10 protein-coding genes are annotated in these 14,612 nt (G+C 32.4%); 1 reads left to right on the top strand and 9 read right to left on the bottom strand.

Features of this window, described 5'->3' with window-relative positions; translation table 11 throughout:
• Window positions 1-24: 24 nt before the first annotated feature.
• From secA2 to secY2, 5 genes are read right to left on the bottom strand one after another with little or no spacing between them, the layout of a single operon-like run.
• Window positions 25-2,394, bottom strand: a complete 2,370-nt coding sequence (gene secA2 / locus AB3K24_RS07400) for an accessory Sec system translocase SecA2 (RefSeq protein ID WP_367974770.1) — start codon at window positions 2,392-2,394, stop codon at window positions 25-27.
• A 54-nt stretch (window positions 2,395-2,448) separates the two neighbouring features.
• The gene (gene asp3, locus AB3K24_RS07405) at window positions 2,449-3,345 is read right to left on the bottom strand and encodes an accessory Sec system protein Asp3 (RefSeq protein ID WP_367974771.1); all 897 of its coding nucleotides are present in this window, start codon (window positions 3,343-3,345) and stop codon (window positions 2,449-2,451) included.
• Window positions 3,342-4,916 (bottom strand): accessory Sec system protein Asp2, encoded by a 1,575-nt coding sequence (gene asp2 / locus AB3K24_RS07410; RefSeq protein WP_367974772.1) that lies wholly within the window; start codon window positions 4,914-4,916, stop codon window positions 3,342-3,344. Before asp2 ends, asp3 begins: the two co-directional genes overlap by 4 nt.
• Window positions 4,903-6,498: an accessory Sec system protein Asp1 gene (asp1, locus tag AB3K24_RS07415; protein ID WP_367974773.1), complete on the bottom strand. Its 1,596-nt coding sequence runs from the start codon at window positions 6,496-6,498 to the stop codon at window positions 4,903-4,905. Before asp1 ends, asp2 begins: the two co-directional genes overlap by 14 nt.
• Before the next feature lie 30 nt (window positions 6,499-6,528).
• Window positions 6,529-7,746: an accessory Sec system protein translocase subunit SecY2 gene (gene secY2, locus AB3K24_RS07420; protein WP_367974774.1), complete on the bottom strand. Its 1,218-nt coding sequence runs from the start codon at window positions 7,744-7,746 to the stop codon at window positions 6,529-6,531.
• A gap of 450 nt (window positions 7,747-8,196) precedes the next feature.
• On the opposite strand from secY2, the gene AB3K24_RS07425 reads away from it, so the two are divergent.
• On the top strand, window positions 8,197-9,309 hold the full coding sequence (locus tag AB3K24_RS07425; RefSeq protein WP_367974775.1) for a helix-turn-helix transcriptional regulator: 1,113 nt from the start codon (window positions 8,197-8,199) through the stop codon (window positions 9,307-9,309).
• 99 nt (window positions 9,310-9,408) lie between these two features.
• On the opposite strand, the gene AB3K24_RS07430 is transcribed toward AB3K24_RS07425, so the two are convergent.
• From AB3K24_RS07430 to AB3K24_RS07445, 4 genes are all read right to left on the bottom strand, one after another.
• Window positions 9,409-10,383 carry a glycosyltransferase family 2 protein gene (locus AB3K24_RS07430; RefSeq protein ID WP_367974776.1) on the bottom strand — a complete coding sequence of 325 codons (975 nt, stop codon included), beginning with the start codon at window positions 10,381-10,383 and terminating at the stop codon, window positions 9,409-9,411.
• Between the two features lie 90 nt (window positions 10,384-10,473).
• Complete coding sequence (locus AB3K24_RS07435; protein WP_367974777.1) at window positions 10,474-12,234, bottom strand: CDP-glycerol glycerophosphotransferase family protein; 1,761 nt, start codon at window positions 12,232-12,234, stop codon at window positions 10,474-10,476.
• 249 nt (window positions 12,235-12,483) lie between these two features.
• Window positions 12,484-13,299: an ABC transporter permease gene (locus AB3K24_RS07440; protein ID WP_367974778.1), complete on the bottom strand. Its 816-nt coding sequence runs from the start codon at window positions 13,297-13,299 to the stop codon at window positions 12,484-12,486.
• 6 nt (window positions 13,300-13,305) lie between these two features.
• Window positions 13,306-14,289: an ABC transporter ATP-binding protein gene (locus AB3K24_RS07445; RefSeq protein WP_367974779.1), complete on the bottom strand. Its 984-nt coding sequence runs from the start codon at window positions 14,287-14,289 to the stop codon at window positions 13,306-13,308.
• Between the last annotated feature and the right edge of the window lie 323 nt (window positions 14,290-14,612).

Consider the following 14,612-nt stretch of genomic DNA (forward strand, 5'->3'; position numbering starts at 1 on the left):
TTTTCCTCCTCGAACATTTAATGTTTAGGCAAATTCAACTTCAAGACTACCATCTTTTTGTTTTACTAATTCACTCAACACAACTCCTGATACAGATTGTTGATACATCTTTTCAATCATTAAATTAAAAGATTTTTTTGCCTCAATTTGATATTCATATACTGGATTATGCTGTGCTAAATTACGATTAGTCACAACTGTTTTGAGTTGCTGTAAATTATCAACTTCTTCAACCCACTGTGTATCAATAGCTTTTAATAATATTAATCTCTGAAAATATCCAAATTGAAATTCACTCCCAATTTTTCTCCCTTTTTCCAACATGCTTTGTTCAAAAAAATCTAATAAAAAAGCTTTAATACTATCTCGATCACTAAAATCAACTTGCGTAAAAGAAACCATGTGTTGATCAAATTCGTAATCTAAGTTATTTAAAATAAAATCATTTAGTTCATGACGTTTCGGATTTTTATTTTCTAAAAAAATGTCAAACCAAGAGGACGCCATCTTCAAAAAAATGTCATTATAGGTGCTATCTTTAGCCATTAAATAATTTCGTACCGCATAAACTTTTTCACGTTGGACACGAGAAATTTCATCAAATTCAAGTGTCTGCATTCTGGATGATCGGTTATGACTTTCGGCACTTTTTTGCGCATTATCAATTAATTTTTTGAATTTCATTTGGTGAAGTTTTGATAAATTACGCCCTTGATTGCGACTTATAAATTTTTTTAACCATTGTGGCCCATATTCTAACAAAATACTATCGTCTAAAGATACAAAAAATTCACTACGCCCTTGATTCCCTTGACGGCCAGCACGACCACGTAATTGATTATCAATACGCTTACTCTCCATACGCTCGGTACCAATAATTACTAGCCCGCCCAACGCATCAACCTCTTTACTGATTTTAATATCTGTTCCACGTCCCGCCATTGCAGTAGCAACCGTAACCGCCCCCCTACTACCAGCTTCTTTAATAATCTGAGCTTCCAATGCCGCATTACGGGCATTCAACACATTGTGTGCAATGCCTTCACGTAATAAGATTCGTGAATATAGTTCCGACATAGTTACTGACCCACTGCTAAGTAACACAGGTCTTCCCTTACTATGATAAAACTTAAGTTTTGCAACAGAATCAGATACTTTACTTTCCAAATTGAAATAAATCTGATCCTTTGTATCTACACGTTTAATTTCCCGATGGGTTGGTACCACAATGACATCTAGATTATATGTTTCACGTAGTTCTTCATCATCCGTCTTTCCTGTGCCAGTCATACCAGATAATTTATGAAACATACGGAAAAGATTTTGATATGTTATGGAAGCCATTGCGCGACTTTCAAGTGTTATTTCAACATCTTCCTTAGCTTCAATAGATTGATGAATACCCGCCTGTAGTTTAGTTCCTACTAATTTACGACCATTTATTGCATCTAGCAAAACAATTTCACCATTTTCAACAACATAATCTCGATCTTTAAAATATAAAAAGTGCGACTTTAAAGCTAACATCACATATCTATATATTTCAGCGTGTTCTGTTGACATCAAGTTATCAATACCAAAAAATTTTTCACCGCGTATAATGCCTTCTCTAGTTAACCAAACATTTTTTTGATCCTCATCTAGCTCATAATCCGCCTTTACTTTAAGAATTTTTATAAAATAATTGGCAACTTGATATAAATTAGACTGAACACGTGGCGCACCCGAAATAATTAGCGGTGTTTGTGCCATATCTAGCAAAACAGCGTCAATTTCATCAATTACTGCATAATTAAATTCGCGGATATTTTTATCGTTTTTATCATCAACTAAATTTTCAAATAAATAATCGAAACCCAAGGCCGAATTAGTCGTATAAATAATATCTGATTCATATATTTTCTTTTTATCTAAATCATCATCTGTTTCTCCTTCATCCGGCACACCAGTTGCCACTGTCAAACCGAGCCACTGAAATACTGGTCCAATTTCTTTCGCATCTCGCGTTGCTAAATACTCATTAACAGTTATTAACATAACCCCCTTACCAGATAATGCGTTTAAATAAAGTGGCATAGTCGCAGTTAATGTTTTACCTTCCCCTGTCTTCATTTCAGCAACGTTACCATAGTGTAATATAATCCCACCTATAACCTGTTCTGGAAAAGGATATAAACCAAAAACACGTTTATCAGCCTCACGAATTGTTGCATAAGCATCTGGTAATATATCATTTAAGTTTTCACCATTTGCTAGACGCCTTTTTAATTTTAGCGTTTGATCTTTCAATTGATTATCACTCATTGTGGCATAAGCTTTCGCTCGGCTTTCCACTTTTTTTAAAATTTTATAATATTTCTTTAGTGCTGTCTTTTGTACTATTTTTGATAACACTTTAAGCCCTCCAAATTATTTAATTTTTAACGCCAGTTTCTAAAATAAAAGCTATCACTTGCTAATGTCAATGGTCGTTTTTGCTTTTAAGGCAAAAATTTTTGCCACTGCCTCGCTGCTTAACCTTTTCTCATTTTCAACGAGCTCATTAAAGCCTTGACATACTTTAACTTTAGACGGTATATATAACTGCGCCATTAGGAGTGCCACTATACTATCAAATAAATGATACCCAACAAAAGTCACCTCGAAACCATTCCCTTTTATTTGTGATAATAACTTTGAAAACAATACCTTGCTGTCATCATTTATTAATACGGCGTTAAGTTGATTGAAATTTAAAGTTGGATCACCAATCACCTTCACTTTATCATCACTAATGTTTGGCAATGAGAGGCGCTGATTTTGGTAATTTTGAAATGCAATGATGCTTTTTTCATGATTGTTTATTGATAAAAACAATTTTTCATTTAAATCAAAATAATACGTTGTCAAATCCGGCGTTGTCTCAAAAATAAGTAATTGATTAAAATGAAGCCATTCATTTGACGCATTTATTAAACTCACTTGATAGCTTGATGCATCTTTTGGAAACTCAAAAACAATTTCACCAGCAACATCAATAACACTATCGATCAATTGCCCATAAGGATCAAAAATATCAATTTGTATAAAAATAGATTTTTCTGGCTTTGCTTTATAATATGCAATCAAAGCATAACTATGATTAGCTTTTAAGAGTGGCAAAGTTGGTGAAAATCTATCATTGGGATAAGTTGTTTCTGAATACCAAGTGTGTATTTTAACAGCTTGTGCCATCATCGGATTGCTATACACTGTGCTCTCAACACTAGAACTAATCTTTGCCCCATATTTATATGTCCTACCATTACTGAAATCCCAAGGTATTTGTAAAACAAAATCAGTTTTAAGATTAAGATGATGAGTCATAAATTCTTACCAGTTCTTCCAAAATCATACGTTAAGGTGTTTTGATACTGTCTCAAAAACCATCTGTTAATGCCGTAACTATTATCATTATGTCGACCAACAAATCCCTTTGATAAAATAGTGACATCTGTATCTTCAAACAGTGCTCTAATGTCATAAAAAGCTGTTGGATCATAGTCATCGTTCTTCATAAAAGCAATATTGAACTTAGTACGCGTAAAGTCACCATTGGTAAATTTATCCCAAAATCGCTTATTAAGTTGTTCTTTAACGGCTTCAGTATTACCACCAGTCAAATTGTATAAAACATCTAATGACGTTGGAAATCCATTTGGTCGAATGCCATGCTCGTTGGAAGCAACATTGCCAATGTTAACCAAAGGTTTACCTACAATAACTGCATGCGGATTTAAATCTGCAGCATAATAAAATGCACCAAATGTGCCCATTGACAGGCCAGACAATATTAATTCATTATTTGTAAAGTGAAGCTGATCAAGTGCATTTTTTATAGTTTGAACAATTTGATCTTCAAGATCTGGCTCCCCCATATAAAATCCGCCCCCTTCGATACGTGGATCTGTAATAAGCAAATATGGCGTTCCCATGCTTTTCATCATGAAATTCCCTTCAAAGCCTTCAGCTGATCTATATCCTGAAAAATAAACACTCAATGGTGGTTTACGATCACCTGGATGAAAATACGTCATCACCTCTTGTTTGTTTTTGCTAACAATGCGTTTGCCCCCAATAAAGAATGTGCCAAATTGCCGTCTAGAACGTCTAATATGTAATTGTCCAACTTTAATTTGGCCTTTTCCTTTTACAAATAACGAACAAAACAAAAATTCTCCTGGCATAAAATCTTCTATCATGTAGGGGTGTTTTAATTCTGCACCAGTAATTTGAACATTGTTTATAACATTTTGACCATCTTTACTCACCCTAGTCAGTGACAACATAGCATCCACCATACTGTCAGTTTCATATTCTAGCCAAACTTCAATCACCTTGTTTTCTTGAAATACATAATTATATCGCCAAGAGTAAATTTGCGTAAATTTCTCACCGAAATCGCCTCTGAATTCTGTATTTGCATTTCCTGTTATACTCATTGTCGTAGATTCAGGCAATAGACTAACTGTATTACCAACTGATAATTTTGCGCCTTCTTGTCCACTGAAAAAAAATTTCAACAAAAAACCAACAAATTCATCTGTACTACCCAACTTGATCCCAATAGCACCCAATTTTTTTAACTGTTGTACAATAAACTCATCTTTGACTGATTCTGTATCATATATCATGTCACAATCAATCGTATGATTATTCAGCAATTGTTCTAACATTTTTTTACTTTGAACAATATCAAACTCTAAATGGTTCAGCAGTACATAATCGGGTAAAATATTCGACTTACCTACCCTCTTTTCAAAAACTAGTACGCCATCATCGTTAGTTATCACTTCTTTAACGTGATTTAACGACAGAAAATGAAATGAAATGTCTTCACGATTGTTATTCAAAAACAAATCAACAGCGCCTATGTTTATAATTTTAATTTTTTTCATACTCACCTTTTACTAATTCAATCCATCTTTGCACAGTTTTTTCACCAGAATACTTTTCTATTTGTGACACGTTATAAACTAAAGATTCATTCCAGTGCAGTAACACATCTAGATAGTAATGTAATGCCTCTTTCAAATGACCAATATTGCCAATAACCAATCCATTCTTTTTATCAACTACATACGCAGACTGTTTTAAATTTATTTGTGGTACACCTGCACTTAGGGCAGAAATTTGTAAAAACATATTAGGTTTTTGATTCAAATCCAAAACTAACCGTGTATTTTTTAAATCTAAAGCAATATTATGTTCAGAATAAATTATTTTTGTCTCTACACGTTGCATTGCTAAAATTGCATCTGTTGCATTTTCCCATTCAGAAGTATCTTCTAGATCTCCCATCTCAGAATTTGCCAATCGATTCTCACTTTCATCAGTTATTTTTTTCAGAGCTGCTTGATAAATAAACGAATTTTCATCAACTTGATAAAACGAACGAATGATATCAAACATTTGATTAATCACCGGATGAACTTTATTAGGGTTTGTAGCAGTGATTAACAACGAACGCCTTTTATTGTCTAAAAGTTCGGCAGTCAGAATTTCAGCTACCTCAGAAGTTTGTCCTGCTAACATTGAATCAACATACCAATAAATTTTTTGTAGTTTAAAGGATGCGCTATCTCCTAATTTTAATTTAGCATCAAACGGTGGTAAAACTCTTATATAACGCGCTAGTTGTTTTATGTCTTTTACTTGACAAAACTGTTCTATTTGTTTTTTTAATATTGGCGTATCAACCACAACAGCATTTGCATTATCTAACCACACTTTTAGTTCCGCTTTATTTTGTAAATCAAAACGATTATCAAAGAAAGAAACAATCATGCGATTAGCTAAATCAGACAACTGCGTTAAATAACTATTCCCTAGACTAGCAGATATAATTAATGTGTAAGGCCCATCATTTTGTACAAAATGATTTTTCAAATTTTTGATAATTAAATCAGACATGCTTTTATAAGTTTCTATATGCCCCTCATGATGCCAGCTCACACGATTATTTATCATATATTGCTGCACAGTAAGTTTGTGGTTATCATCAAAATAATCAATACGTACTTGCACACCATTTTGATCGAATATAACACGACTCGAAATAAAACCACGATCATCAAAAATTTCTTTCTTGGTCAAAATATTATTTGTAAAATATAACACAGCATTTACAAACCCAAACTCTGAAAAAAAAACTTTGGCAAACAAAGATTGATTCAGCATAACAACAACACACATCGGTGTGTAAATAAATTCTACGTCTTTAGGAAAGTTCAGATCTTCCAGCTTTATTGGTAACCCATTTATAGACTTAATTGCCTGTAATTGATCAAAAACTGACCAATATTTAATATTTGTTAGACCTTGCTTATTCAATTGATATCTAATATTTGGTAAATAAACCGGCAAAATGAGTTCAATTTCAACCCCATTTTCTTGAAACATGCGCAACTGATGAACAATGTCATCAAAATCAGTAGGACCATTGGACAGTGATTGCCAACTTGGTATAAAATAAATCACCTAAATTCTCCTTCTTTATTCATAATGTCTTTAATTTGGTAATATATTGGGGTAGCGTTCCTTTTCTAATAACGCCTTTGCCTGATCTGTTATCGTAACGATAGTCGAATTTAAAATTAAAATACTCCCAAAAACATAAGAAAAAGAATTTAATTGTGGCCATTGTAGGCTCAATATTAAGGGTAATCCTAGCAGAAGTATCATTATAACGTTGCCAACTGTTGCCATATCCATTAATTTATGTGTAACGTATTCTCGCGTTTTATCACCAGGAAAAACACCCACGACATAATCACCACTTTTTTGTAAATCCTCACTAATTTCACTTGGATTGACGTTAACAAAAGCAAAGCCATACCCTAGTATGATGAGAATCAGTAAATACGTAAAAATACTGCTAAAAGTATTCAGACTTGTTAAATTACTGATATCTAAATTATTAAAAATTGTTGTTACTTTTTGAAGTACAGGTAATAACAGTTGTGGCACCATCAAAAATGTTAATCCAAACATATAGGGCATTGCGTTAGATGGTAATACCTTAATAGGAATATAAGTTGGTACAGCAAGTTCATTCCTAATCATAATTCGTTGCACTGGTATACGATACTCTGACCCTAGTAAAAACGACATAATTCTAATCAATAAAATAATTCCTATAATTGCCACTACGAATGTTACAACAGAATCAACTGTTGGATACTTAATCAAACTTTCTTGGGCAAATGACCAAGCGAGTTCGGGCAGTTTTGCTAATATACCGATTAAAATTAGTAGTCCTGGTCCACCAATACCTTTACGCATATTGAAATCAACTAACCACATAGAAAACATTGACCCAGTTGTAAACACCATGGTGGCTATCAGAATATTAACAACTTCATTAGTGGAAAACGAAATATTATTTTTCATACTAGTTGCTAATCCTAATGATTGAACAATAGAAATAAATAGTATCAGAATAGATCGCAAATAATAGATTGTGTTTTCAGAACTTTTGCTGAATCTATCCTTATTCAAAGATTGGATTACCCGCCAAAAAATCATTCCTGACATATATGAACCAACCCCCAAAGAAAAGAAAGATAATCTAGACAAATCACCACCTATTAATAAACTAATTGAATTCATTAAATCTGGCGATTTATAAGATTTAACTAGATTACCTGGTAATATAATATGTTTCCCGAGTTCGTATACTATTACGATTAATGTTGAATAATAAATTCGTTTGATCAGTTCTTTCATCACTACTAAACCTTTTTATCTTATTTAATTTCATATTTAAAACGAGCTGGTCAATTCAATAATATACGTCACAAAAAACTTGATTTTAAATATTTCAAGCAGTTTACTCATTGATGATGAGCATGAGATATTTACTGTATAATTTTAACCTAATTGATTCTTCATGTACTCACATATGACAGCTACATACAGTGTTTCACTATAATTTTTTTATTACTGTTATTTTCATTTTTTTCTACTTAAAAATAAAGAATGTAACCGCCCTTTTATGATTATGGCCCAAAAACTATATGTTTTCATGATAAAAAAAGAGCGTTTATATCAAATAAAGGGACTTGATCAGAAATGATATATTTATTGTCAAGTTTTTTTTATATAATTAAGAAAATATGCTTTTTATACCATTAATTTATATATAAACTAATAGTATAAAATTTGCTGGGGAGATTCATGAACGATATTAAAAAATTAGCAGATATTTTAAATGCGACTGTTATTTTGTTAAATATTACGACTAAAGAGGTTAGCTATTTAAAAAAAAATACTACTAATGCAAATGAACCCATCACAAAGTTTTTGCTTGCAAATATTAACTTATTATCAAATCATCGTTATCAGTCACTAAATTACCACTTAGGCCACATTTTAACCTGCCAAGTTACGAACGAATTGATAATATGTTTTTCATTTGATTACAGCAGCCTTACATCGAACAGTAATGAATTAATGATGCTGCATTCTCTTACCAATTTACGATCGATTTCTCAAATTATTTATACTTTATATCATGTAAGCCAAGCCCCAGATGAAGACGTTATCATTACACAATTTTCTGACCAGCAAATTATTAAAACTGAAACAACTCAACCATTTGATGCTACTACCTTCTTTAACACAGAAACTGATATTATTAAAGCAATTATATATTCACACAACGATCAACTAATTTCTGCTTTAGAACGCTTATCTTGTTTAAAAATTATTGGCGAACGTTTCGCCTCTAATAACCTTATTAGAGGCGAAAAAGATACCCTCATTTCTTATATAGCTGTATTAAATCGTGCCATCATTCAATGGGGATATCCTACTGAATCGGCATTTCAATTGCATAACGAACTTGTGCAAGAAATCGAATTGACCCCACGATTTCTAGATTTTTTCCAAATAATAAGAGAAATGACTTGGTATTATTTTAAAGTAGTTCAAAATTATCGCATAAGCAACTTTTTGCCACTTCACCAGAGAATTGTAAAGTATGTAAAAGAACATATTACTGAAAATATGACGTTAGATGACATTGCTAAAGACCTCAATGCATCCAAAAAGACTTTGAATCCTGCTTTTAAAAAAGAGTACAATGTAACAATTACGCAATTCATAAGACAAACTAAAATAGATACTGCTAAAGAACTACTAATTGCCTCAGATCTGACATTACTTGAAATTTCTACGCTATTATCCTTTTCAACTACGACATACTTTGTCAAAACATTTAAAGAAATTACTGGTTTGACACCAAATTATTTTCGTAACCATTTTTTTGATCATCACCTTCATTTATAGTTATTCATCCAAATGAAGGTGATGATTGAATAAAAATCGCACAAAAAAAGATTGATCCTTTTTAAATTAAAGAATCAATCTTTTTAATAATTTACTTTTCTAATCTAACAAGTCCATTTCTGCATCACAAAGACTTCTAGACTTTGCCTGACGCAAGCCATTTGCATATTCCACAGATGGATTGAAAAATAATCCACGCCATAAGCCACGTACAATAACGCCAAGTTTTTTTGCACGGAAGGCCACACCTTTTTTGAGTAACGTTTTGCGCAAATCACGCGTGATTGCGACGGTCAGTGTTTTGACCATTTCTTTTTTAGAAATACGACGCGCGGTTAACACACGATTACGATACTCATAATTATAACGCCATAATCTACTATCATCTTTTTCAGCGACAATGTCACCAGGTTTAGTATTTTCTTTAGATTTGTGCACAGCAATAGAGTTAATTACCATATAACCACGATTAATATCAGCAATACGGTTCGTATACTCCATGTCGTCACCCCAGATAAAGTATTCTTTCTGTGGCAAACCAACCATTGCAACCATCTCTCGTGAAAACATTACAGATACGAATGTTGCATTAACAACCTCAACAGCTGGTTCCTGGGTATTTGTTAGATAGCGCTGCCATGTGAATGCTCTCGGTGCTGTAACGTTCATCCATGATGGGTTGCCTGTGACATCACCCCAGCGTACTTGCGAATTCACAAACCCTGCTTGTGGGTGGGCAACTACAAATTCAACCAAATGAGATAATGCATCCGGTTCTGGCATGGTGTCATCATCCATTAACCAGACAAAGTCATCTTGTAATTGCTCACCAAACAAACGGACTGCTTGATTGAAACCACCAGCACCCCCTAAATTTTCAGTCGCGTGATAAACAACGATACGATCATCATTTAGACTATCCAAATATTCTTTTGTGCCATCAGTCGACAAGTTATTGACAACAATCACATGTGACAGATAGTTCGTTTGTGCTAATATGGCCGCCAATGATTCTTTTAACAGTGCCAATCGGTTGTATGTCACAATTGCAGCTGCTACAGTTTTTTCAGTCATTTCAATATTCCCTTAATAAAATTTGGTTGCTTTATTATACGTAAAAAATAAGACATAATTTCCAGATAAAAACTAAAAAGTGATTATAAATCAATTTTTTAGTTTTTCTAAAATATTCTTAACGTCTGATAGAACTTGGTCTGTACCCTTCTGCCATACTTGATATCCCAACTCCTCATAAGATTTGGTAAATCCTAGTTTAATCGACCACAATTCACGCTTAGCATTTTTTTTCATAATTAACGTTTTAGCAGTAGTTATAATAATTTGTTGATGCTTAGTAAATTCTGGTTGCGTAATGACTAAAATATTAAATATTTTGTTGCCAGTTACTCTTCTACCCATTATTTGTGCTAAATTCATCTCTAATTTTTTAGGGTACTTTATATATTTATTAATAAACACACGACTCACCGGCATTATTTGATCAACATGCTTAAAAAATAATTGACCATACCAATTATCTAACAAATGTGATTCAAAAACTGCCATACTAACATCGAATTCTTTATATAATCTATCCACTAAGTCAGTACTCGTAAAATTTGTATCAGAAAAATCCTCTCCATTAACAATAACAGTGGTTTTGGATATTATTTTAGGAATAGGCTGATTAATTATTTCATCGGCTACTCTTTGAGTAGCTGATCCATCATCTCGCGATACATATTCCGTCTTAAATTGTTTATATACTTGATGATATTCGTTAAACCATACTGATGTATTTGTTAGTAATGCTATTAGCTTATTAACGTCTTGTGTATAGGGCCCTGGTAGTGAAGAAACCGCAATATATTCACCACGTTCTTGTTTATAATTTTCTTTAATATCAAAGAAAACTATAGGTTTACCTGACACTAGAAAATCAAAAAAAAGTGAAGAATAATCAGTAATTAATACATCTATCTCACTCAATAAGTCATTGGTTCCAATGGCATCGTTTAAGCGATATGCATCAAATCTCATATCTGCATCAATATCTGCCTTAAAATAAGGATGCGGTTTAAACTTAATTTCAGTGTGATTTAATTTAGCTACTTTTCCCAACACACTAAGATAACCTTCTAATTCTTTTCTATTACTTGTAATTTTAGTTGTATCACCAGACCACGTTGGAGCATAGAGAATTATACGATTTCTTTTATGCCCTATCATCGTAGTATTATTCAAAATATCTAGTTGATGTTGTGGTAAACGATTTATGAATACATCATTTCTAGGATACCCTGTTTCAATAATTTTTCCTGTGTACAAACCATTCAATCGATAATCTCTTTTAAAAATTTCAGACGTATAGTTATTCGGCATTATCAGATAATCAGCCATCATCAATGTTCTAATAACATTCCATGATCCCATCACCCCTCCTGGCATTGCATAGCCCATCTTTTTTAATGGTGTACCATGCCATGTATTAATAAATATTTGTCCTGATCTTTTTACAAAAATATCTGAAAATATCATGGCATTGGTGATAACATATTTTGAAGTTAGAAGTGCCTTCAAATGTTTTTCAGATTGATATTCTACAACCGATATTTTTTGATTATCATCAAGTTGCCATACTTTTAAAATGCGTACTATTTTATCTTTAGTCTCATTTCTAGTTACTATAACATGACGCATTTTCGAATGATTTGATAACCAATACTTTAATATTTCAAATGGAGAGTCATCTAAATCATGTCCATCCTGAATATCATATAAGACACTATTATTTTCTACTGCCCAAGACTCATAGTGATTATCATAAAACAATTTAGCACTAGTTTCAATTTCATTAATGCGACTTTTGTGCCATAATAAATTTCGATATTCATATTTCAATTGGTTAAAAAAATTTCTTATCATCACAGGATTCCTTTTCTTCAACTATACATAATACAATTAGATTCCTTATTATATACAATTTTTTTCTGATAACTGTCTTATTATTCAAATAATTATTGAATGAAATAAAGTATAGGATTTGCAAAGTGATTGAGTATATTTAATTAATAGATTTCAGTGTAGTATGTTTAAATTAAAAAAGCCGCTTCAATTAAAACGGCATATATCTTCACATTTTAGTTTGAAAAAATTTTTTTCATTACATAAAGATCACACTAAATCTGCAAAATATGCACGAAATTTAAGATGCAAGTGCGAGCCAATAATTAAAACCCCTAACGTGAACAACCAAAAAATAAGCATTGGATAGGTATTCTCCCAAAACCAAGTATGTCCGAAAAACGAATCACGCACACCACTCACCAAATAATAAAATGGATTAGTTTCTAACGCGCGAACAATGCGCTCATGACCTGAGCCAAATTTATCCGATACTGAAAAAAGTGCACCGGAAATCCAAAAAACAAATCTCATTATTGTTTGCATTACTTGTTGGTAGTCCTGTAACAATACTGTAACCGTCGCATTTAAAATACCAAATGCATACAAGAAAACAAAAGCAGCAAATATATAATAAAATACTTGTAACCAGTACCAAGTAACCGGCAGTCCATAAAAAAGAGACATCACAATGCCAATAATAAGCATATAAGCAAATGCATTAAAGTTCATTAACGTTCTCATCATAGGCATAATGCTCATTGGAAATCTCATTCGAGCTATTTCCCATATCTTAGATGAAATGCTCCAAGTTGCATCCATAAATGATGTATTAATAAATAACCAAGTTGCTAAACCAACAATCAACCATGGCATATATGGTACACCTTCAACTGGACTTTTTGTATTAAACCCAAATCCGAAAACCATCCAATACGTTGCCACTTGCATAAATGGATTCAAAAATAACCAAAAATTTCCTAACGCATGATTTTGATATCGTGCTTTTTTTTCATAACTAGCTAATCGCCACATAACTGGAAAATATTTAAATTGCTCTTGTAAAACTAACCAAATTTCTTTCATTGTAAGTCATCCCCACATTGCATATTGATAAATAAAGAACACAGTACCTAACAAACTGATAGCAAACAATGCCCACATAGATAATGCCATCGTATCACCAACGGCAATATGCTTGCTCAAGTGCTGTTTTTCACTGTCATCTAAATTCTCATCACTCTTTACTTCTTTTATCAACTGTTCTTCAGAGAATAAAATTTGTTTTTGCTTTTGTTGCTCTTGATACATTGTTTTTTCAGATTTATTCAAACTATTAAACCATTTATTCCAATTCTGATATTCCTCAGCAATTTCTGAAGTTGATCCAAAAGCTTTTAATTCGCCATACTGTATCCACATCGCTTTATCGGTAAAATCACGAACTTGTGATAAAGAATGTGATACGAAAAAGATTGTCTTGCCTTTATTTTTAAATTCATTCATTTTACCCAAGGCTTTCTGGGCAAATGTTTGATCCCCCACAGACAAAGCTTCATCAATGATCAAAATATCGGGATCTTGATGGACAGCAATTGAAAATCCAAGTTTCGACTTCATTCCCGATGAATAATCTTTTACTGGTTGGTCAATAAACTCCCCTAAATCAGAAAATTCAATTACCTCATCCATTTGATCATCAATTTCTTTGTTCGTTTTCCCCATCATAAGTGACTTTAATCGAATATTTTCGCGTCCTGTTAATTGAGCACGCAATCCAGCACCAACAGTTAACATTGTGGCTTCACCATTAATAGTTAGTTCACCAGAAGCTGGTAACAATAGGCCACTTAGAATATTTAAAAGTGTCGATTTTCCTGATCCGTTAACTCCAACTATCCCTACGACATCTCCTTCATATACCTTAAAATTTATTCCCTTAAGGGCCCAAAATTTTTTCGGTCCTTTACTCATAGGATTTAATATCGCACGAATTTTTTCCGACTTACTTTTACCTAGGTCAAAAGTTTTAGTAATATACTTTGCTGAAACTTTTATTTTTTTTTCTTTGCTCATATCCGCTAATAAACTCCTTTCAAATTAAATATTGTATTTTTTTATTAAAAGCAATAAACTACTGTTCCTAATATTCAAAAATTCAGTCTGGGCAACTTCACTAATAATCGACAGTTTCTACAATAACTTGACGTAGTACAATTCTGACTAAACCAAACTGTTAACAAAACTGTATCAAACCAAATTTCTGAACCAAGTGATCTTACGTTTTAAAACAAACTATTGTCAATACGATTGTTCTATATATATTCCTCTCAAAATCATACAAAGAAACACGCTGTTTTAATATTAAATTTCACAAAAGACATAACAATATATTCTAT

The organism is Leuconostoc aquikimchii (assembly GCF_040838325.1).
In the GTDB taxonomy this organism is placed as follows: Bacteria; Bacillota; Bacilli; order Lactobacillales; family Lactobacillaceae; genus Leuconostoc; species Leuconostoc aquikimchii.

Bases quoted from the DNA above. Each gene is read 5' to 3' on its own strand.
- asp3 (WP_367974771.1), bottom strand. From the start codon at position 3,345: ATGACTCATCATCTTAATCTTAAAACTGATTTTGTTTTACAAATACCT.
- asp2 (WP_367974772.1), bottom strand. From the start codon at position 4,916: ATGAAAAAAATTAAAATTATAAACATAGGCGCTGTTGATTTGTTTTTG.
- secY2 (WP_367974774.1), bottom strand. From the start codon at position 7,746: ATGAAAGAACTGATCAAACGAATTTATTATTCAACATTAATCGTAATA.
- AB3K24_RS07425 (WP_367974775.1), top strand. From the start codon at position 8,197: ATGAACGATATTAAAAAATTAGCAGATATTTTAAATGCGACTGTTATT.
- AB3K24_RS07430 (WP_367974776.1), bottom strand. From the start codon at position 10,383: ATGACTGAAAAAACTGTAGCAGCTGCAATTGTGACATACAACCGATTG.
- AB3K24_RS07435 (WP_367974777.1), bottom strand. From the start codon at position 12,234: ATGATAAGAAATTTTTTTAACCAATTGAAATATGAATATCGAAATTTA.
- AB3K24_RS07440 (WP_367974778.1), bottom strand. From the start codon at position 13,299: ATGAAAGAAATTTGGTTAGTTTTACAAGAGCAATTTAAATATTTTCCA.
- AB3K24_RS07445 (WP_367974779.1), bottom strand. From the start codon at position 14,289: ATGAGCAAAGAAAAAAAAATAAAAGTTTCAGCAAAGTATATTACTAAA.